19 protein-coding genes and 1 pseudogene are annotated in these 18,808 nt (G+C 48.8%); 16 read left to right on the forward strand and 4 right to left on the reverse strand.

What is annotated here, in order from left to right:
- Positions 1-221 precede the first annotated feature (221 nt).
- The 3 genes and pseudogenes from Q9291_RS12210 to Q9291_RS12220 all read right to left on the reverse strand — a co-directional run.
- On the reverse strand, positions 222-599 hold the full coding sequence (locus Q9291_RS12210; RefSeq protein ID WP_306390353.1) for a hypothetical protein: 378 nt from the start codon (positions 597-599) through the stop codon (positions 222-224).
- Positions 600-621: 22 nt separating this feature from the next.
- Positions 622-1,422 carry a hypothetical protein gene (locus Q9291_RS12215; protein ID WP_306390354.1) on the reverse strand — a complete coding sequence of 267 codons (801 nt, stop codon included), beginning with the start codon at positions 1,420-1,422 and terminating at the stop codon, positions 622-624.
- Positions 1,423-1,543: 121 nt separating this feature from the next.
- Positions 1,544-1,849 (reverse strand): annotated as a pseudogene (locus Q9291_RS12220) (integrase core domain-containing protein); the annotation flags it as partial.
- 267 nt (positions 1,850-2,116) lie between these two features.
- Between Q9291_RS12220 and Q9291_RS12225 the strand changes: the two are divergent.
- Positions 2,117-2,344 carry a hypothetical protein gene (locus Q9291_RS12225; RefSeq protein ID WP_306390355.1) on the forward strand — a complete coding sequence of 76 codons (228 nt, stop codon included), beginning with the start codon at positions 2,117-2,119 and terminating at the stop codon, positions 2,342-2,344.
- 81 nt (positions 2,345-2,425) lie between these two features.
- Here Q9291_RS12225 and Q9291_RS12230 read toward each other — a convergent pair whose 3' ends face one another.
- Entirely contained in the window at positions 2,426-3,211 is a 786-nt protein-coding gene (locus Q9291_RS12230; RefSeq protein WP_306390356.1) for a helix-turn-helix transcriptional regulator, read from the reverse strand.
- 211 nt (positions 3,212-3,422) lie between these two features.
- Between Q9291_RS12230 and leuC the strand changes: the two genes are divergently transcribed.
- The 15 genes from leuC (at position 3,423) to Q9291_RS12305 (ending at position 18,800) form a co-directional block, all read left to right on the forward strand.
- Complete coding sequence (gene leuC / locus Q9291_RS12235; RefSeq protein WP_306390357.1) at positions 3,423-4,832, forward strand: 3-isopropylmalate dehydratase large subunit; 1,410 nt, start codon at positions 3,423-3,425, stop codon at positions 4,830-4,832.
- 14 nt (positions 4,833-4,846) lie between these two features.
- On the forward strand, positions 4,847-4,966 hold the full coding sequence (locus Q9291_RS12240) for an entericidin A/B family lipoprotein (RefSeq protein ID WP_306390358.1): 120 nt from the start codon (positions 4,847-4,849) through the stop codon (positions 4,964-4,966).
- A gap of 12 nt (positions 4,967-4,978) precedes the next feature.
- Positions 4,979-5,617 carry a 3-isopropylmalate dehydratase small subunit gene (leuD, locus tag Q9291_RS12245; RefSeq protein WP_306390359.1) on the forward strand — a complete coding sequence of 213 codons (639 nt, stop codon included), beginning with the start codon at positions 4,979-4,981 and terminating at the stop codon, positions 5,615-5,617.
- 71 nt (positions 5,618-5,688) lie between these two features.
- Positions 5,689-6,750, forward strand: a complete 1,062-nt coding sequence (gene leuB / locus Q9291_RS12250) for a 3-isopropylmalate dehydrogenase (RefSeq protein WP_306390360.1) — start codon at positions 5,689-5,691, stop codon at positions 6,748-6,750.
- An 18-nt stretch (positions 6,751-6,768) separates the two neighbouring features.
- Positions 6,769-7,881: an aspartate-semialdehyde dehydrogenase gene (asd, locus tag Q9291_RS12255; protein WP_306390361.1), complete on the forward strand. Its 1,113-nt coding sequence runs from the start codon at positions 6,769-6,771 to the stop codon at positions 7,879-7,881.
- Between the two features lie 170 nt (positions 7,882-8,051).
- Complete coding sequence (locus Q9291_RS12260) at positions 8,052-11,054, forward strand: motility hub landmark protein FimV (RefSeq protein ID WP_502306697.1); 3,003 nt, start codon at positions 8,052-8,054, stop codon at positions 11,052-11,054.
- A gap of 63 nt (positions 11,055-11,117) precedes the next feature.
- A complete protein-coding gene (locus Q9291_RS12265; protein WP_306390363.1) occupies positions 11,118-11,738 on the forward strand; it encodes an energy-coupling factor transporter transmembrane component T family protein in 621 nt (206 codons plus the stop codon).
- A complete protein-coding gene (truA, locus tag Q9291_RS12270) occupies positions 11,738-12,514 on the forward strand; it encodes a tRNA pseudouridine(38-40) synthase TruA (protein ID WP_306390474.1) in 777 nt (258 codons plus the stop codon). The genes Q9291_RS12265 and truA overlap by 1 nt, the downstream gene beginning before the upstream one ends.
- Positions 12,515-12,556: 42 nt before the next feature.
- Complete coding sequence (locus Q9291_RS12275) at positions 12,557-13,201, forward strand: phosphoribosylanthranilate isomerase (RefSeq protein WP_306390364.1); 645 nt, start codon at positions 12,557-12,559, stop codon at positions 13,199-13,201.
- Positions 13,202-13,227: 26 nt separating this feature from the next.
- Positions 13,228-14,430: a tryptophan synthase subunit beta gene (trpB, locus tag Q9291_RS12280; RefSeq protein ID WP_306390365.1), complete on the forward strand. Its 1,203-nt coding sequence runs from the start codon at positions 13,228-13,230 to the stop codon at positions 14,428-14,430.
- 30 nt (positions 14,431-14,460) lie between these two features.
- Positions 14,461-15,261 (forward strand): tryptophan synthase subunit alpha, encoded by an 801-nt coding sequence (trpA, locus tag Q9291_RS12285; protein ID WP_306390366.1) that lies wholly within the window; start codon positions 14,461-14,463, stop codon positions 15,259-15,261.
- Between the two features lie 36 nt (positions 15,262-15,297).
- The gene (accD, locus tag Q9291_RS12290) at positions 15,298-16,164 is read left to right on the forward strand and encodes an acetyl-CoA carboxylase, carboxyltransferase subunit beta (protein ID WP_306390367.1); all 867 of its coding nucleotides are present in this window, start codon (positions 15,298-15,300) and stop codon (positions 16,162-16,164) included.
- 11 nt (positions 16,165-16,175) lie between these two features.
- Positions 16,176-17,459, forward strand: coding sequence for a bifunctional tetrahydrofolate synthase/dihydrofolate synthase (folC, locus tag Q9291_RS12295; RefSeq protein ID WP_306390368.1), 1,284 nt, complete (start codon positions 16,176-16,178; stop codon positions 17,457-17,459).
- 43 nt (positions 17,460-17,502) lie between these two features.
- Complete coding sequence (locus Q9291_RS12300) at positions 17,503-18,270, forward strand: SPOR domain-containing protein (protein ID WP_306390369.1); 768 nt, start codon at positions 17,503-17,505, stop codon at positions 18,268-18,270.
- An 8-nt stretch (positions 18,271-18,278) separates the two neighbouring features.
- On the forward strand, positions 18,279-18,800 hold the full coding sequence (locus Q9291_RS12305) for a CvpA family protein (RefSeq protein WP_306390370.1): 522 nt from the start codon (positions 18,279-18,281) through the stop codon (positions 18,798-18,800).
- Positions 18,801-18,808 lie beyond the last annotated feature (8 nt).

Consider the following 18,808-nt stretch of genomic DNA (forward strand, 5'->3'; position numbering starts at 1 on the left):
TGCGTGGGTTCTTCGGGTACGTTTCATTGCTTTCTTTCTCTGCTTTCTGCCGCCTATCGGCTGCAAGGTTAAGCAAGAATATCACTTAAAACACTGTCCAGTTTTCCGGGTCCACCTCTCAATAAGCACATAACTATTGTAAGTACGCATTAGACCCTCTCTTCTTAACTTGTTGCTAAATATTCCTCATGTTGAATCTTAAAACCAGTGGATTGCGGTATCTAAATAACAATAGTCGCAGCGCGCTCATTATCTATAAATACGATACACCTTATTTCAGCAAGGTTATTTGATAATGATTTGGAGCTGCACGAGGCACTCGTTTTCTTACCATTAAATGGTTTGCCTTCTAGCTCACCAGTTAATTCATCATCGAGATAGCCAACAATTTGCTCAATGCCGTCAAAGTAAATTGTGATTTTATCCACTGATATGGTATTCAATAAATTGATTTTGCGTGACTGCTCAATCTTACCTGTGATTTTAGTCTGATCGTCTTGTCCCTTTGCCCTATAAAACTGTGGAGAAGATTCATAGACGTAGTGTTTTGCACATGCTGAAAGTAAAGCAGCAGCGAAGATAATAATTACCTTTTTCATATTCTTAGTTCTCCCTCTGCATTTATCCTAAGAGATTCGTAAATTTGAATATAATGCCTGTAATCGATAAGAGAAGGCCTAGTAAACTTATAATCCAATGTTCTTTCAAAAACTCGATACATGCTTTAACAGAGCGGCCATTTTTTTCCCACCAAGTTCCTAAAGTAATTAGCGTATTATTATTCGCACGGCCTGCGATGTTAGCGAATACGTCAACTTTTCGAAGTGTAGATTGGTGCAATCTAACGAATTGCTTAGCATCAAATGCATCTGCCTCTTGTTGTCCTGTTAAAAAGTCTTTTGCAGCTACGTGATTCAACTCCATTAATTTTTCAATTCTGGGGTGGCCTACATATCCTACCCCATAAATGCTAATCAGCATTCTTGATAAATCAAAGCGATTCCGTTCATCAATTTCATATGGAGAGCCGCCTAATGCAAGTAATCTGTTCTTTAAGGCTTCAAAACCAAAATTTGCATCTCTCATATTCCAATGCAACCATTTACAATGCTGTTTAGTTCTAGCTTCTTGGAAGAATGCTTCAAGCATCATTTTCTCTAATTGATCGTAGTGATTATCAATGCTTTTTAATAAGCCTTGTTGTTCTGCAAAAATATGTATTGAATAGGATTTGGTTTGTCCGGAATCTAGGTTCCTTAATGCTATTGACGTGACTCTGGGTGAGTTTGGATTGTCTCCGCGATCATAAAAACTTTCACATGAGTAATGCACTACAATAGTATGTTCTGGAGATTGAAATATTTCTTCTAATTGCTGCTTTGCTTTTTTCCATCTGCGATATAAATCTATTTCCTTCCCCATGCTTCCTGCCTTTTTTATATGCTCTTTTAATTAGCCCAATTATAACGGCTTAAGATTTAAGCTCAATAAGGTATGCAGTAGTTCACGTGTCTTTTATCCGACTTAGGTTGACATCGCAATGTTACCCCAGCATGCGTAGTTTTAACATTTCATAAGGTGTTTTTCCAGCATGTGCAGAATGAGGCCTCAGGTAGTTGTAATAATCCTCCCATTGGCCAAGTTTTTGTCTTAAGTCCACATCGCCGTTGTAATCCAGCATTTGGTAAAACTCCCGCTGGTCGGTCAGATGAGATCGTTCAACTTTGCCGTTGAGTCTTGGGGTGGCGGGTTTGATATAAACATGCAACATTCCCAGATCTGATACATGCCAATGAAACTTGGTTTGAAATTCATGCCCGTTATCTGTGCGAATGGTTTTAATTCGGAATAATAACTCGCTTTATTACAGTAGGGAAACAGGATAAAGCCACTGACACACCCAGCAAAGATGGTTATACAGTGTGGAAGTGGAAAAGCAATCAAGAGGTGCCAGTTCCCTGCGATACTATTGATGAAGCTGTGAAAGTTTCTACCACACTTTAACCAGCATGAAACTTGATGGGCAAGCAACTATGAAAAATCAAAGGGGTCAGACTCGATTGATTTTAAGCGTTACGTTTGCTATTCTCTATGCTTTACCCTTGACTGTTTACCGATGGCCCGCCTTCCTCGCTTTGTATTACCTGGACATCCGCAGCATGTGATTATTCGTGGCAATAACCGTGATCCTGTATTTATTGCCGATGAAGATTATCGCTATTTTCTTGAGAAACTGTCAGATGGCGCCAAAAGGCACCAGCGCGCACGCAAGGGGTCTTGCATTACGACATTTTCCCTTCAAATTTTCGGACAACACGACGCACAGTCGCATAATGCACCTTAAATGCAATCTCTATCTTTTACGTTATTTAAGAAATTAAAGTTCGCCAATGTTTAATAAATCGGTGAATTATTAATTTTGCATCTAGTTTACTGGTTGTAACAACACCAGTTTAAGCTGTTCCTGCTCAACAGGGCGTAAAGTTACTTGCTGGTAGTGCACAAGGCCTCGGCTAGGATGTGTAAACTCGCGCTGGCCGCCTTGGCGCTCCAGGACGTCGTGCTGTTTCCAGTAGATCTCGAATTCCGGACTGGCTGCTGTCAGTTCGGCCACTATTTTCTTGAGTTCCGGTTCTTCAAGTCGTGTGCGGCAGTCTGCCCTGAATTCGGCAACCAGTCGCCTCGCACGCATTTCCCAGTTCACGACAAATTGTTTTGCATTTGGCTGCTGAAATACAAAGCGTAGCAGGTTGGGACGTGTCTCAGCAGGTGCGTTGATCAGCCAGTCTCCAAACAGTGCTGTTGCTGCAGCATTCCAGGCCAGAATATCCCAGGTGCGACCCATGATATACGCCGGGATATGAATACTCTCCAGCATGGCCACCAGGGTTTCTGGTGCCGTATCCGCTTCAGACAAGTGTGCCTGCGGATCGCGGCGGTCTGTCATGTCAAACAGATAGCTGCGTTCGGATTTGCTGAGTTTGAGGGCATTGGCCAGCCTGGCCAGCGCATCGGTAGAAACATTGACCTCACGCCCTTGCTCAATCCAGGTATACCAGGTGGCACTGATGCCAGCCAGTTGCGCGACTTCCTCACGGCGCAAGCCTTGCGTTCGTCGTCTCACGCCATTCGGAAAGCCAAAGGCCTCGGGCGAACCTCGCTGGCGCATGGCTTGTAGAAATTCGCCCAGTTCTTTACGTTTGCTGTCCATGTTGTATGTGTGTGGCTAGTAATGTGTAATTGTGTTGAAAAGTATTCTGTGACAGAACACCTTGATGCGCGATGTCTTCAAAAAATGTCATCAGCATCCTGTTACTGTTAATACTAGTATAACTTGTATTCTTGTAAGGGTATTGCAATTTAGGTATGCTCTCAGCTTATTAAAAATCTGTTTTAATTACAATTGCTTAAAAGGAGCTGTCATGGCGGAAAAAACGCTTTATGACAAACTGTTCGACAGTCATGTGGTGCGTGAAGAAAACGGTGCGGCTTTGCTGTATATCGACCGTCATCTGGTCCATGAAGTGACCAGTCCGCAAGCCTTTGAGGGCCTGAAGCTGGCGGGTCGCAAGTTATGGCGTATCCATTCAGTCCTGGCGGTGCCTGACCATAACGTACCCACCACTGGCCGCAGTGCGGGCGTGGCTGGCATTGAGGACCCGATTTCGCGTTTGCAAGTGCAGACGCTGGATGCCAACTGTAAAGAGTTTGGCGTGACTGAATTTACCATGGATGACGAGCGTCAGGGCATCGTGCATGTAATCGGGCCTGAGCAGGGCGCAACGCTGCCTGGCATGACCGTGGTCTGCGGTGATTCGCACACCAGTACGCATGGCGCTTTTGGGGCGCTGGCACATGGCATTGGTACTTCTGAAGTCGAGCATGTCATGGCGACGCAGTGCCTGGTGCAGAAAAAATCCAAAGCCATGCTGGTGAAGGTCGAAGGTGATTTGGGACTGGGCGTGACTGCCAAGGATGTGGCACTGGCGATTATTGGTAAAATTGGCACCGCAGGCGGTACCGGCTATGCGATTGAGTTTGCAGGCTCTGCGATACGTGGCCTCACCATGGAAGGCCGCATGACCTTGTGTAATATGGCGATTGAGGCGGGTGCCCGTGCCGGAATGGTCGCCGTGGATGACACGACGATCAATTACGTGAAAGGTCGCCCGTTTGCACCTAAAGCCGAGCAATGGGAGGCCGCAGTAGCATACTGGCGTACGCTGCATAGTGACGAAGGCGCGATATTCGATGCGACCGTTGAATTGCAAGCTGCAGAGATTCAGCCACAAGTAACCTGGGGCACTTCCCCCGAGATGGTGGTGGGGGTGGATGGTCTGGTGCCAGATCCAAACAATGCGAAAAGTGATGTGCAAAAAAGTGATTGGGAACGTGCATTGCACTATATGGGCCTGCAAGCCAATACGCCGATTAATCAGATCGCCATTGATAAGGTGTTTATTGGCTCATGCACCAACTCCCGTATTGAGGATTTACGAGCTGCCGCTGCAGTCGCCAAGGGTCGTCGCGTAGCTGGCAATGTAAAGCTGGCGATGGTGGTGCCAGGCTCTGGCCTGGTCAAGGCGCAAGCCGAGCAAGAGGGGCTGGACAAGATTTTCAAGGCGGCTGGGTTTGAGTGGCGAGAGCCAGGATGCTCGATGTGCCTTGCAATGAATGCCGATCGTCTGGAGCCGGGTGAGCGCTGCGCTTCGACCTCCAACCGTAATTTTGAGGGGCGTCAGGGGCAGGGGGGGCGTACGCATCTGGTGAGCCCGCAAATGGCGGCTGCAGCTGCGGTCACAGGTCATTTTGTCGATGTTAGAACACTTTAAGGAAAAGCTTGGCTATGAAAAAAATCGTTACTTTAATCGCACTCGCATTGGTGCTCTCGGCTTGTAATACCATTAATGGCATGGGCAAGGATATTGAGCAAGCTGGCGAAGCTGTCCAGAAGTCGTCCAAATAAACTGGAATTTTTATGAAACCTTTTACCATACACCAGGGTTTGGTGGCACCATTGGATCGCGCCAATGTGGATACCGATGCCATTATTCCCAAGCAGTTTTTAAAGTCGATCAAGCGCAGCGGCTTTGGTCCGAATGCGTTTGATGAGTGGCGTTATCTGGACCATGGCGAGCCCGGCATGGATAACAGCAAGCGTCCGCTCAACCCTGACTTTGTGCTGAATCAAACACGGTATCAGGACGCCAGTATTTTGCTGACACGTGAGAATTTTGGGTGTGGATCCAGCCGTGAGCATGCGCCGTGGGCACTGGAGGACTTCGGTTTTCGTACCGTGATTGCGCCCAGTTTTGCAGATATTTTCTTCAATAACTGCTTTAAAAATGGTATGTTACCCATTGTTTTAAATGAAAATATTGTAGAAATACTATTTAAGGCTGTTGATGCACATCCGGGTTACCAGTTAACGGTTGATTTGCAACAGCAAACCGTGAACACGCCTGAGGGGCAGTCTTATGCGTTTGAGGTGGACAGTTTTCGCAAACACTGTTTGCTGAACGGGCTGGATGATATCGGGCTGACGTTGCAACAGGTGGATGCCATCAGGGCATTTGAGGCCAAGCATAAAGTCACGCAGCCTTGGCTTTTTAACTAGTGGCTTTTTAATTAGCAAGCCCGCACGCGCGTTTGGCATAGATCACAACATTTATTAAACAAGGGTTTTTCATGAAAATAGCAGTATTGCCCGGTGATGGTATCGGGCCTGAAATTGTGGCGCAAGCCGTAAAAGTTTTACACGCGTTAAACCTCGATTTGACGCTGGAAGAGGCGCCGATTGGCGGGGCTGGCTATGAAGCCGCCGGAGATCCATTGCCAGAGGCAACCCTCCAGCTGGCCAAAGAGGCCGATGCCGTATTGCTGGGCGCGGTCGGTGACTGGAAATATGATAGCCTGCCGCGTGACAAACGGCCCGAACGTGGCTTGTTGCGCATACGCAAGGAACTAAATCTGTTTGCCAATCTGCGTCCGGCATTGCTTTATCCGGAGCTGGCTGCGGCCTCAACCCTGAAGCCGGAGGTGGTGTCTGGTCTGGATATCATGATTGTGCGTGAACTGACCGGGGATATTTACTTCGGTCAACCGCGCGGTATCAGTACACTGGAAAACGGCGAGCGTGAAGGCATTAACACCATGCGCTACAGTGAGTCTGAAATCAGACGCATTGGACGTGTGGCGTTTGATATCGCGATGAAGCGTAACAAAAAAGTCTGCTCGGTCGATAAAGCCAATGTGCTGGAAACCACCGAACTATGGCGCCAGGTGATGATCGAACTTGCCAAAGACTATCCTGAAGTCGAACTCAGCCATATGTACGTCGATAATGCTGCCATGCAGCTGATTCGCGCTCCCAAGCAGTTTGACGTCATGGTGACAGGCAATATTTTTGGTGACATTCTGTCAGATGAGGCCTCCATGCTGACGGGGTCGATCGGCATGTTGCCTTCGGCTTCGCTGGACGCGAATAATAAAGGCATGTATGAGCCTAGCCATGGTTCAGCGCCTGATATTGCCGGTAAAAACATCGCCAATCCATTGGCGACTATTTTGTCTGTCGCCATGATGTTGCGTTATACCTTCAATGACGAGGTCAGTGCAGTGCGCGTTGAAAACGCTGTGAAAAAGGCCCTTGCGCAAGGCTATCGTACGGCCGATATTTATACCGAGGGGTCGCAAAAAGTCAGCTGTTCAGACATGGGCGATGCTGTCGTGGCCGCGCTCTCACTTTAAAAAAGAACTGGATACAACATGTTAAGAGTTGGGTTTGTAGGATGGCGCGGCATGGTCGGTTCCGTGCTCATGCAGCGGATGATGCAGGAAAATGACTTTTCTGACATCGAGCCACAATTTTTCACCACCTCGCAAACAGGGGGCGCAGCCCCCAACGTAGGCAAGGATTCGCCGGCACTCAAAGATGCCAGGGATATTCAGGCACTGCGTCAAATGGACGTGATTGTGTCCTGCCAGGGCGGTGATTACACCAGCGAAATATTTCCGCAATTGCGCAACAGTGGCTGGAGTGGCCACTGGATTGATGCTGCCTCGACCTTGCGTATGGAAAAAGATGCGGTGGTCATCCTTGATCCGGTCAATATGCACGTGATTCAGGATGCCCTCGCGCATGGCGGCAACAACTGGATTGGTGGTAATTGTACTGTTTCCTTGATGCTGATGGCGTTGAACGGGCTGTTTAAAGCTGACTTGGTTGAGTGGGCGACTTCGATGACGTATCAGGCGGCTTCTGGTGCAGGTGCCCAGAACATGCGGGAGCTGATCACGCAAATGGGCGTAATCCATGCTTCTGTGGCTGATTTGCTGGCTGATCCGGCCTCGGCAATTCTTGAGATCGATAAAACTGTGGCAGAGACCATCTGCAGTGATGTATTGCCGCAGTCACACTTTGGTGTGCCGTTGGCGGGTAGCCTGATTCCCTGGATTGATAAAGATCTGGGTAACGGCCAAAGCAAGGAAGAGTGGAAAGGCGGCGTGGAAACCAACAAGATTCTGGGGCGCGAAACGAACCCCATTATCATCGATGGCCTATGCGTGCGAATCGGCGCCATGCGTTGCCATTCCCAGGCGCTGACTTTAAAGCTGCGTAAGGATGTGCCGTTGGATGAAATCGAGCAGATGCTGGCTGAGGCCAACCCCTGGGCAAAAGTCATTCCCAACGCGCGCGAAATCAGTATGCGCGAATTGACCCCAGCAGCGATTACCGGCACGCTCAATACCCCGGTAGGCCGTTTGCGTAAACTGGCCATGGGCGGAGAATACCTGTCGGCATTTACTGTGGGTGACCAGTTGTTATGGGGCGCTGCAGAGCCATTGCGCCGAATGTTGCGTATTTTGGTCCAAGCTTAAAGTTATAGCTTAACAACAAGCCCGTAAAGTCTTGATTTATCATATAAATCAAGGTCTTTTCGGGCTTTTGTTCTATGCAACTTGTTGTTAAATAAGAAATAGTGGCTTAAACAGCGAGTCGAAAAGCAGCGTAAAGCACGATTACATGCGCTTGCGTGGCTTACTGTTTGATGCTATGTTGGCAATCGCCATGTATTGATAAGGGTGAATCGGTGACCGCATTCCAATTAAAAAAAATAGCCTTTACCTTAAGTTTGAGCGCAGCCTTGACAGCGCATGCCGCCGGCTTGGGGACAATGACATCCAGTTCGAAGCTGGGCGAGCCGCTTGTAGCTGAAATTGAACTGCTGGCAGTGACACCCAATGAGCTGAACAGTATTCAGGCGGCATTAGCCAGCGAGCAAGTGTATCAAGATCAGCTACTCGAAAAGCCTGCTTCTTACCCCTATATCAAAATTGAGGTGGCTAATAGCAATAAAGGCTTGCCAGTTCTCAAACTATCCAGCTCTCAACCAATTACAGAAGCATTTCTGGATATGCTGATTCAAGTGGATTGGCCCACTGGACGATTGGTAAAAGAATACACCTTGTTGCTCGATCCTCCTGGATTGCAATCTAATTATGTGTCTGAACCGCTTGCATTACCCACCGCACCTGCAAATAACACAGTGGTGCCAACGAGTAATCAGACAGAATCATCTGCAAAACAGGCAAATGATCGCAAAGCCTCCGAACCTGTTCTATCGCAAGCCGAGAAAAAAACTGCTGCTGCAAGCGCTGAACTTGCAAAAGGGACTGAAAGTACAATCGCGGATCATGAAACCGAGCAGGGGGATACTTTGTACGCGATTGCACGGCAGATGCGTCCTGACAATGTAAGTGTAGAGCAAATGCTGGCTGGTCTGTATCAGGCTAATCCACAGGCCTTTGCTGGCAAAAATATGAATCGTTTGAAAGTTGGCAAGATTCTGCGCATGCCAGATCAAGCAACGTTGGAGCACATGAGTCAGCAACAGGCCAAGGGCTTGGTCGCTGCACAGACTGCGGATTGGTTGAGTTATAAAAATAGTCTGGCAAAAGTGGTGCAGCAATCACCTGAAACCAATTCGGCAACGAATAGCCAGCAATCCTCCGGGAAAATTGGATCTGCGCAAGCCAAGCCTTTGCCACCCAAGACTGCGGCCAAAGATATACTTAAACTTTCAGCAGGTGATGAGAAGTCTTCTGCACAAGCTGACAAGTCAGCGCAAAAGGCCATGCAGGACAAGGTCAATGCTATGCAGGAGGATTTGACTGCCAAAGATCATGCTATTAAAGAAGAAAAGTCACGCACCGCTGATCTGGAAAAACAAATCGCAGACATGAAAAAATTGCTGGCGATGAAGAGCGATGCCATGGCCAAAATACAGCAAGATGCCGCGCAGGTGCAAAAATCTGCAGCGCCAGCTGAGGCTATGCCACAGGCTGAAGCACCCGCTTCAGCGCCGCAAAAGGTCTTGCCCGAGCAACCTGCTGTTATCGATGCCACTAAATCAATCCCCGAGGCTGCAGAAGCAACTCCAGAACAGCCAGTAGAGCAGCCGTCATTTATTTTATCCTTGATTCAGCGCCTCAAGCAGATGAATCCGGCATTGCCGTTTGCATTGGTGGCTTTGCCACTGCTTGGGTGTGCATGGTTGATCATGCGTGTGCGTCGCAAAAAACAGATGCATACCTTTGAAGAGGCGATTGTGACCTCTCCGGCAACGGAATTTCAGAATAATACGGTGTTTGGCAATACCCAGATGGCTTCCGGTGACACCTCTTTCCTGACTGACTTTTCACAAAGTGCGGTGGGAGGTATGATTGATGCGCATGATGTGGATCCGATTGCCGAAGCCGAGGTGTATATGGCTTATGGTCGCGATGCCCAGGCAGAAGAAATTCTGAGAGACGCGATTCAAAAAGACCCTAACCGTCAGGAGCTCAAGCTTAAGTTGCTTGAGATTTATCATGGCGCTGGCAATATGGCTGCATTTGAAACATTGGCCAGCGATATGTATGCAAAAGCTGGACCGAATGACCTCGCTTGGACGAAAGTTGTAGCTATGGGTCAACAGCTGGATCCTAATAATCCGCTTTATCGTGCCACAGCTCAGGCGACATCAGTGAACGGTGATGAAATTCTGGCAGACAACGCGGATGTGGCTACAAAAGAAGAGGGGTATCATCTTAATTTTGAGGCCCCATCACTTGAGTTTGCATCGTCAGCGAATGAGGTGGTGGACAGCATAACAGCGACTCCTTTTGTCTTGGCCGAAGAAACAACTCTGCAAGGTGCTGCAGAGGGTGCATTAAAGGACGATGATCTTGCAACAGTCACCTCAGAAATGGTTGACGCTGAACTTCCACTGATGGGGAGTGGCAGTTTGCCACAAGCAGAAAAGCCTTTGGAGACTATTGTCACCGAGACTTCAGTGGTCAATACCAGTAATACAATGTCTGATATCGTTTCCTTACAGGAAGAGGCAATTGGTTCAATAGAATCATCCTTACAGCCAGATAGCCCTAATGAAGGTGCAAAAGCGAGTACGCAACCAGAGGTTTGGGGGGATGGTTTGGCCGGAGGCTTGGAAACTTTAGAGTTAAATACTGAGTCCTCAAGTAATCCTGAGAACGAGTTGACGCCTAAGTCATTGGATTTGCCTACTTTGGACTTTGATGTAGTCGATGGTCAGGAAAAAAATGATGCTTTAAATGTTGTTGGCGAAAACAATTTGTCTCCAGCTGATGCTGTATTTGAATCCTTGCCAGACTTGTCATTTGAGTTGGGAACAGCCCCTAAATCTTCCGAGTCACCTAGCCAGGACTCGTCTGCAAGCAATGGAATGACATTTGAGGAAATTAGTCTAGAAGCTGCGGAACTGCAGCTGGAGGAAGCATCCGCTGCTGGTCTCAATGAGATTGAATCCTTCCCTGAAATCTCTCTGGACGTTGCGCCAGTCGCAACGTTTGCCGAAACAGCTGTTGTTGAGGCTGAATCTGAAGAAGTCGATACCAAGCTTGATTTGATAAAAGCATATATTGATATGGAAGATGTGATTGGAGCCAAAGAGTTGATTGAGGAAGTGCTACAAGAGGGGGGCGAGAAACAGCGCAAACGTGCCAGTGAATTGCTGACACAACTTGCATAATCAGCACCATGCTTTCATACAAGGCCGGGAATCCCGGCCTTTTTCTTGTATCATACTGCCTCTATGCATGTACTTGTTCCCTTGACCTTGATTCCGCAGTTGGCGATGCTGCTATCCCGGCTTCCGGCGCAGTGGGCTGCCATTATTTGCCTGGTGGTCATTGGCTGGTTTGGTATGCAGGCATCCAATACGTTTGCACAACTTACCCGTCGTCTGCGTTGGATATGGATTTCTTTACTGCTGATCTACAGCACATTAACGCCTGGTGAGTATGTCTTTCATGATGCCGCTATATTGGGTGCGCTGACCTATGAAGGCTTGTCTGGCGGTGCGCATCAGGCATTACATTTATTAGCAATGCTGTCTCTTGTTGCTTTTATTTTGGCAAAATATAGTGCGGCTGAGTTGATGAGCGGATTGTATCAATGGTTGACTGCCTGGCGATTTCCCCGAAAATGGCTGGAATCTGGTGTGGTACGCACCTGTCTGGTATTACAGGCCCAAACCACTACGATCACACTGGATCCGCGTTTATGGCGCCAGTGCTTTGAGCAACCCGCAACGTTGGTCGCCTCGCAAGCACAATTACCTTTCGTGACTATGGCGCTCAGGCCATTGGGCAAAGCAGAGCAAGCCTTATTGATCATGCAACTTTTTTTCATATGCGTGCTCCTGTTGGTCTGATGAAGATAGCGATTGGCGTGGAATATCATGGTGGCTGGTTTCAGGGTTGGCAAAGCCAGCCCAATCGCCAGGGCGTACAAGATCACCTGGAAGCCGCACTTGCGCAAATTGCCGGTACACAGGTGCGTTTGCATGCGGCGGGCCGCACCGACGCTGGTGTGCATGCCTTGATGCAAGTGGCTCACTTTGAAACAACGGCCGCTCGGCCGCTCCAAGCCTGGGTGCGTGGCACAAATGCGCATTTGCCTCCCTGGGTGCGTGTGCGCTGGGCGCATCCGGTTGCGGATGATTTTCATGCAAGGTTCAGTGCGCGTGCCCGCAGTTACCAGTATGTGCTATATAACCATGCAGTGGCGCCAGCGACGCAGCATGGCAGGGTAGGCTGGTATCATCGGCCACTGTTACTCCCTTTCATGCAGCAAGCCGCTGCCTGCTTGCTTGGCGAGCATGATTTCAGTGCTTTTCGTGCCAGTGAGTGCCAGGCAAAAACACCGGTGCGCACCATGGTCACTGCCGATGTAAGTCAGCAGGGGCTCTTTTTTATATTCAGCTTTAAGGCAAATGCTTTTTTGCAGCATCAAATCCGCAACATGGTCGGCGCCTTGGTGTATGTCGGACAGGAAAAGCTGAGCGTGGAGGGCTTTGCTGACTTGTTGCAGCAACAGAATCGCACGCTGTCGCCCCCCACCTTTATGCCGGATGGCTTATACTTTACTGGTGTGCAATACGATGCGCATTGGCAATTGCCGGATTGTGATCAATCCTGGCAAGGCTGACGGTGTTGTATGGAGACATTTTTTACTTTGAATCAGAGGATTATGCAGAGAACCCGCGTCAAAATTTGTGGCATTACCCGCAAGGAGGATGCATGGGCCGCTGTGACTGCTGGTGCAGACGCACTTGGCTTCGTTTTTTATTCGGCCAGTCCGCGGGCAGTGCAGCCACAACAGGTTCAGGGTATCGTGCAACAACTTCCGCCATTTGTTGGTAAGGTGGGCTTATTTGTCGATGCCGAAGCCGATACCGTTAAAGAGGCGATTATTACCGCTGGTCTGGATTGCTTGCAGTTTCATGGTGAAGAGTCAGCAGACTATTGTGCGCAATTTAATCTGCCTTATTACAAAGCGATCCGCGTCAAACCCGGGGCAAATTTGATACAATGCGAGTCTGAATTTGCCTCTGCAGCTGCATTGCTGCTGGATACGTGGTCAGACACGGCAGTGGGTGGTACTGGCCAAACCTTTGACTGGTCCCTGATCCCCGCAGGTTTGCAAAAACCCGTGATATTGGCAGGTGGGCTGGAGCCTGGCAATGTGCTGCAAGCAATTAAAAGGGTGCGTCCCTATGCTGTTGATGTCAGTGGTGGTGTCGAGGTGCAAAAAGGCATCAAGTCTCAACAAAAAATAGCTGCATTTATGCAGCAGGTGATGCAGTGTGATGCTGCGCGTAGCGTCGTGGTTTGAGTGATAGAGAGATAACGGAGTAAAGCATGCAAGTTTATGACATGCCAGATGAGCGTGGCCACTTTGGCCCCTTTGGCGGAATTTTTGTAGCAGAGACTTTGGTAGAAGCACTGGAAGAACTGCGTGTGATGTATGAAAAATACCGTCACGACCCCGAGTTTCTTGCCGAGTTTGCTTATGATCTCAAGCACTTTGTTGGCCGCCCCAGCCCGATTTATCATGCGAAGCGCTTGTCTGACAAAATTGGAGGGGCGCAAATTTATCTCAAGCGTGAAGATCTCAATCATACTGGCGCACACAAAGTCAATAATACGATTGGTCAGGCGCTACTGGCCAAGCGTATGGGTAAGCCTCGTGTGATTGCCGAGACCGGTGCCGGGCAACATGGTGTGGCCACTGCAACGATTGCTGCCCGCCTGGGTTTGGAGTGTGTGGTTTACATGGGGGCGGAAGATGTTAAACGCCAAGCACCAAATGTGTTCCGTATGAAGTTGCTTGGTGCCACCGTGGTGCCGGTTGAGAGTGGCTCCAAAACCCTGAAAGACGCATTGAATGAAGCCATGCGTGACTGGGTCACCAATATTTCCAATACTTTTTACATTATCGGCACCGTCGCCGGTCCGCATCCCTATCCGATGATGGTCCGTGATTTTCAGGCAGTGATCGGTGTGGAAGCCAAGCTGCAAATGCAGGAAATGATCGGGCGCCAGCCGGATGCAGTCGTGGCCTGTGTGGGTGGCGGTTCCAATGCTATGGGGATTTTCTACCCTTACATTGACGTAGAAGGGGTGCGCCTTATTGGGGTCGAAGCTGCTGGACATGGCCTTGAAACAGGTCAGCATGCAGCACCATTAACGGCCAATAGCCCCATCGGTGTGTTGCATGGCAACCGAACCTACCTGATGCAGGATGAAGACGGCAATATCGTTGAAACCCATTCGGTGTCAGCAGGGTTGGACTATCCTGGCGTTGGCCCCGAGCATGCATGGTTAAAAGATATCCACCGCGCTGAATACGTGGCCATTACCGATGACGAAGCGATGGCAGCTTTCCATAATCTGTGTCGTACTGAAGGCATTATTCCTGCGCTGGAATCTAGCCACGCGCTGGCACACGCTGAAAAAATGGCTAAAACCATGCCGCCTGATCAGGTGATTCTGGTCAATTTGTCCGGTCGAGGCGACAAAGACATTAACACAGTGGCCAAGTTGGCTAACATTACCCTGTAATCCGCAAAACCAGAAAAAGAATTGTTGTTTATGTCTCGTATAAAAACCGTTTTTACGCAATTGAAAGCGCAAGGCAAAAAAGCGCTGATTCCCTATATTACAGCAGGCGACCCGCATCCAGACCAGACCGTGCCATTGTTGCATGCACTGGTGGCCTCTGGCGCCGATATGATTGAACTGGGCGTACCATTTTCTGACCCGATGGCAGATGGCCCCGTTATTCAGCGTGCCAGTGAACGTGCCCTGGTGCACAAGATGGGGTTGCGTAAAGTGCTGGCGATGGTGAAATTGTTTAGAGAGACCAACCAGCAGACGCCGGTCATCTTGATGGGATATGCCAATCCGATTGAAGCGATGGGCAGTGACCAGTTTGTGGCCTTGGCCAAGGAATCTGGCGTGGATGGTGTATTGACCGTGGATTATCCACCAGAGGAGTGCTCAGCATTTAATACGCGCTTGGCAGAAGCCGGAATGGACAGTATCTTTTTACTTTCGCCCACGACCGAACCTGAACGTACCAGTCTGATTGTGAAGCAGGCAACTGGCTTTTTGTATTATGTCTCGCTCAAAGGCGTGACCGGTGCTGGTAACCTTGACATCGTAGAGGTGAAAAGGCGTGTTACCGAAATCCGTAAAGATACAGACTTGCCAATCGGTGTTGGATTTGGCGTGAAAGACGCAGCAACCGCACGTGAGGTGGCTGCTATTGCCGACGCAGTCGTTGTGGGAAGTCGCATGGTGTTGGCAATCGAGCAATCAGACGCGCATAGCCTGATTGCCAATGTACAGTCATTAATGACAGAGTTGCGTACTGCGATTGATCAGCATTAACGATCAACCAGAACCGCATAATCCGCAGGAGTAGAAATGAGTTGGTTAGATAAAATCCCCCAAAAAATCAAGCGAGCAGTGGATTCTGCTCAACGACGGAACATGCCTGAAGGCTTGTGGCATAAGTGTGATGCTTGCCAGACCGTACTCTATAGAACGGATCTCGATGAAAATCTGGAAGTATGTCCACGCTGTGGACATCATCATCGCTTGGGGGCTCGTGATCGCCTGAATGTGTTGCTTGACGAAGCAGGTCGCGTTGAAATTGGTTCAGATGTAACGCCAGTGGATGCCCTGAAGTTCAAGGACAGCAAAACTTATGCAGAGCGCATGAAAGCTGCACAGCGCGACGTAAAAGAAAAAGATGCGCTGATTGTCATGCGCGGTACTGTAGAAGCCGTCCCAGTGGTTGCCGCAGTATTCGAATTTAAATTTATGGGCGGTTCAATGGGCTCGGTGGTTGGTGAACGTTTTGTCCGTGGCGTGCAAGATGCCATTAATAATAAATCTGCATTTATCTGTATTTCTGCCAGTGGTGGTGCTCGGATGCAGGAAGGCTTGCTTTCGTTGATGCAAATGGCGAAAACCAGTGCGGCACTGACTAAGCTTTCTGAGGCTGGGTTGCCTTACATTTCAGTATTGACTGATCCAACCATGGGGGGCGTTTCCGCCAGTTTTGCCATGCTGGGGGATGTGATTGTGGCCGAACCGAATGCCTTGATCGGGTTTGCAGGTCCGCGCGTGATTGAGCAGACTGTGCGCGAAACATTGCCAGAGGGTTTTCAGCGCGCAGAGTTTTTGTTAACGCATGGTGCCATTGACATGATTGTCGATCGGCGCGAAATGCGTACCAGATTAAGTCAGTTACTATCCAGTTTGATGAATATTAGCAAAGCGGCTTAATGCAGTCGTTAATGCCCGTGCTTCCTGCAACTGTTGAGGCTTGGCTAAGCTATATTGAGTCACTGCACCCAAAAGCCATTGAAATGGGCTTGTCCCGCGTATGTGAAGTGGCGCAGCGCCTGTACTTGCGCTACCCGTTTATGGTGGTCACCGTCGGCGGTACAAACGGTAAAGGCTCTACATGTGCCATGCTTGAGCGCATTTATATGGCCGCCGGCTACCGTGTAGGTTGTTATACTTCACCGCATTTAATGCACTATCAGGAGCGAGTGCGGTTTAATGGCGTTGAAATTTCTGATGCCTTGTTGTGCGAGGCCTTCAGTGCTGTTGAGCATGCGCGGGGCGATGTTGCGCTTACCTATTTTGAAATGGGCACCTTGGCGGCCTTGTGGGCCTTTGAGCAGTCGCCACTGGATGTTGTTGTTCTTGAAGTAGGATTGGGTGGTCGGCTGGACGCGGTCAACATTGTTGACGCTGACTGCGCGATCGTGACCAATGTTGACCTTGACCATATGGAGTTTCTGGGCGATACCCGGGAAGCGATTGGTCGCGAAAAGGCCGGTATTTACCGCCAGCAGCAGGTAAGTATTTGCGGTGATCAGAATCCGCCTGCAACGCTGCTGGAATATGCTAAGCAGTTAGGAACTTCTTTGGCCAGATTTATGGTGGATTACCGGGTTGAACTGTTTGATGATCATGCACTCTATGAGGATTCTTCAGGACAATTAACGGTAGGTGCACTTAAGTTGGTGGGTGAATATCAGTGGCAAAATGTTGCAAACGTGATTTATTCAGTGCGGGCATTATCTGACCGTTTGCCTGTCAGCACTGAATCCGTACTGACTGCAATTAGTCAAACTGAAGTGACTGGCCGTTTTCAATATTGGAATCATCAACCGGATATTATTCTGGATGTTGCACACAATCCACATGCAGCACGCGCATTACTTTCGAATTTAAAGCAGTTGCGCGCGCATGGTGTTTTTATTCGTGCAGTGTTCTCTATGCTTTCTGACAAAGATATCACTAGTGTTGTGAAGGTGCTGGCTGAGGTAATCGATAGTTGGGATGTGGCAGCAATTAAGCACCCGCGGGCGGCAAGCGCAGATTTCCTTTGTGAATCCATTCGACGCGCGGTTCCCTTAGAGCGGATACAGACACATCCTGATTTGAAATCAGCATTACAGTCTGCTTATAAAAAAGCGGCAAAGAATGATAAAATTATCGTGTTTGGTTCTTTCTTTACCGTGGCAACCATTCTGGACATGAGTCATCAGGATTTGACGCAGGGGTAACCTGCCTGAGACTCGGTAGAAACGAATAAAACGACACACGATTATGGCGAGAGATGCTTTGACCGACAAGGAACTATTACTCAAGAAAACCGCCCGCAGAAGGTTGGTGGGGGCGATTACCCTTGTAATTCTGATGTTGATCATCCTGCCCTTTGTGCTTAAAGACCGAGCGGTAAATTCATCAGCTGATACGGTAAAAATAACTGTTGTCAACCGCGAGACTAATCATGAGCCCATTTTAGAGTTGCCTGAAGATGAAGTCTCGCTTGAGGCTGATGCCCCCGATTTATCACAACCCTCCAGCGCTGTCGCTGTGTCTGACGCAGAATCAGCTTCTGCTACAAAAGAACCCTTAATCGAGCCGCTTGTGGCTAAGGCTGAACCCAAGGCTGAACCCAAGGCTGAACCCAAGGCTGAACCCAAGGCTGAACCCAAGGCTGAACCCAAGGCTGAACCCAAGGCTGAACCCAAGGCTGAACCCAAGGCTGAACCCAAGGCTGAACCCAAGGCTGAACCCAAGGCTGAACCCAAGGCTGAAAAGCTTGGTATTAAAGAAGATAAACCTGTCTCCGATAAACAGTCAGGCAAGTTTTATGTGCAGTATGGCGTATTTTCTGACCCTAAAAATCTTGAAAGCCTCCGGACCAAGCTAAAACAGGCTGGATTTGATGCGAATACCGAACATGTGGATGGTGCTGGATTGAAATTACGCTTGCGCTCAAAAACTTATGCAACGCGTGCAGATGCTGCAAATGCTTTGAAAAAAATCCAGGCAGCTGGATTTAGTGGCATTGTTGCAGCCAAATCCTGAAGTGATTGATGACCATTTTTGACTACATAGTGCTTGGTATTATTGGTTTCACTATTCTGCTAGGTCTGATGCGTGGTGCCGTACGCGAGATACTCTCAATGTTAGGCTGGATGTTGGCTTTCTATCTTGCTAACAAATTTAATGCGGATGTCATTCGGTACTTGCCTGATGAAGTACCTACTGAGTCAATTAAAGTGATGGCCGCTTTTGTATTGATTTTTTTAGCAGTGCTACTTTTGAGCAGTTTGCTCGCGCTACTGCTCACTGGCTTGCTTAAAGCGGTTGGTCTGGGTGGGTTGAATCGTTTGTTAGGCGCTTTTACGGGTGCTTTGCGAGGACTGTTATTTGTATGTGTGTTGGTTATGCTGACAGGAATGACTGACATTCCAAGAGATGCTCGCTGGACCAATGCAATGTTGAGTGCACCACTCGAGGCATTGGTGATACGGTTGTTGCCGTTACTGCCTTCAAATATCGCTGCGCATGTGCATTTGGAGCACCAGCCAGTTGAGTCTGAGTTAATTTTGTAATGCAATTG

This window comes from Methylophilus aquaticus (assembly GCF_030769565.1).
GTDB lineage: Bacteria > Pseudomonadota > Gammaproteobacteria > Burkholderiales > Methylophilaceae > Methylophilus > Methylophilus aquaticus.